This is a genomic window from Mesorhizobium sp. M7A.F.Ca.CA.004.04.2.1 (assembly GCF_004022825.1).
Lineage (GTDB): Bacteria > Pseudomonadota > Alphaproteobacteria > Rhizobiales > Rhizobiaceae > Mesorhizobium.
Map to the genome: position 1 here is coordinate 1 of NZ_RZPH01001057.1, position 1,997 is coordinate 1,997.

Annotated in this window: 2 protein-coding genes and 1 pseudogene; 2 read left to right on the forward strand and 1 reads right to left on the reverse strand. The window is 60.2% G+C overall.

Annotated features, from left to right (window positions below):
* The coding region (locus EN893_RS31205; RefSeq protein WP_206640207.1) for a GTP-binding protein at positions 1–325 on the reverse strand (325 nt) is incomplete at its 3' end.
* 447 nt (positions 326–772) lie between these two features.
* Here EN893_RS31205 and EN893_RS31210 point away from each other — a divergent pair.
* Positions 773–1,765, forward strand: coding sequence for a helix-turn-helix transcriptional regulator (locus EN893_RS31210; RefSeq protein ID WP_127273425.1), 993 nt, complete (start codon positions 773–775; stop codon positions 1,763–1,765).
* Between the two features lie 12 nt (positions 1,766–1,777).
* A pseudogene (locus tag EN893_RS31215) lies at positions 1,778–1,997 on the forward strand (EamA/RhaT family transporter); the annotation flags it as partial.

Here is a 1,997-nt window from a genome sequence, read left to right on the forward strand (position 1 = left end):
GCATCGGGCCGTCGGCAGCCGACACGACCAGGATCGCGCCGTCCATCTGCGCGGCACCGGTGATCATGTTCTTCACATAGTCGGCGTGGCCGGGGCAGTCGACGTGAGCATAGTGGCGGGCAGCCGTCTCGTATTCGACGTGCGCCGTCGAGATCGTGATGCCGCGCGCCTTTTCCTCAGGGGCGGCGTCGATCTGGTCGTAGCGCTTGTATTCGCCAAAATACTTGGTGATCGCCGCCGTCAGCGACGTCTTGCCATGGTCGACGTGGCCAATCGTGCCGATGTTCACGTGAGGCTTGTTACGCTCGAATTTACCTTTGGCCATTGTCTCTTTCCTTGGACGGCCCGGATCTTCAGTTCGGTCGAAGACCTTCAGTTCAGTCGAATGCGGGGCGATTAGCGACAAAGGCCAAAAAACACAAGCGTCTTTTGGCCGGGTGCCGTCTCACTCAGTCCGAACCATCGATCCGATTGCGGGATGAGACGCAGATATAGGAAGGCGAACCGTCAAATGGAATGGGCGTTGCATACTGGATCCGAAGCCGAGGATCGGGCGCTTGTCGATATGGCGAATATCTGGTTTGCTCAGCCGATACAGGTCATTCATATCGCTAGCGCGATGGCTGGGCGGATCGTTCGTTCCCGTGCCGATTGAGGGGCAACTTTCATGGAAGATCTGATCGACCGAATCTACGAAGCCGCATTCGTGCCAGAGCTGTGGCCGGTGGTGCTTGACGGCTTGAGCACGATGTCGGGATCGGTAGGCGGCGCCTTGCTGGTCGCCAGCGAGGCTCATCCGCCGCGGTTTGCGGCATCGGCATCGATTATGGATGCGCTGATTGAATTCTCTTCCGACGCGTGGCGAAACAACGATCGTCCGTTGCGCTGGAAGCCTAGTGTCGATGGGTTTCTTCGCGACGTCGAACTCTTCAGTCCGGACGAATTGGAAACCGATCCGATGAGACACGAATTGATCAGGTACGGATTGGGCTGGCAAACCGGCATGGTCATACCGATGACCAATGGCGAGGTCGTGATCTACAGTGTGGAGCGTCGTCTGCAGGACGGTCCGCATGACCCAACCTCCATCGCCTCGCTCAACGTCCTTCGCCCGCATCTTGCCCGCGCCGGGCTTGTTGCGGCAAGGCTTGGCCTGGAGCGGGCGTTGGCCACCGTATCGGCCCTGCAGAGCGTTGGGCTTCCTGCCGCAGTCATGTCGGCCGGCGGACAGGTGGTTGCCACCAACGGACTGTTCGATGCGTTGCCGTCCATTTTTCAGCCGCTGGCGTATGACGGCTTGGCAATCGGCGATCCGAAAGCCGATTTGCTGTTCCAGGAGGCAGTCAGGAGCACTTCGGCTGCCATCGTGCCAATCGTCAGGTCCATTCCCGTTCGCCAGACGATCGATCAACCCGCTGTCGTCCTGCATGTGTTGCCGCTTCGCCGATCGGCAAGGGACATATTCGCAGGTGCAAACATCCTTGTCGTTGCAGCGTCGATCCGCATGGGCAACCAAGAGCCGTCGCCGCAAATTCTGAGCGCGCTCTTCGATCTGTCTCCGGCCGAGGCAAAGCTTGCCGCATCGCTGGTATCCGGCCGTCCGCTGAAAGCGGCGGCACTTGACCACGGGATCACGGTCAAAACCGCCCGTACCTACCTTGAGCGCGTCTTCTACAAGACCGGCACCGGCCGTCAGAGCGAATTGGTGGCGTTGCTGAGCGGCGCTGCCCCATTGGCACCTCTTGCCGCCACCACCCGCCTCTGATCTTGTGGCCGGATGCATTTCATCCCTGCCTCTATCCGCGGCCCGCTGTTCATGATCGTCTCGACGGGGTCGTATCTCGTCAACGACACGATGATGAAGCTCGCGACAGCAGGCCTGCCGTCCTACGAAGTGTTGTTTCTGCGCGGTGCCGCGGCAGCCCTCTGGGGCTTCCCGCTGTTGTTCGCGCTGGGCTACGGCAAGCAGATCCCGCTGATCTTCGACAAGCGCGTAC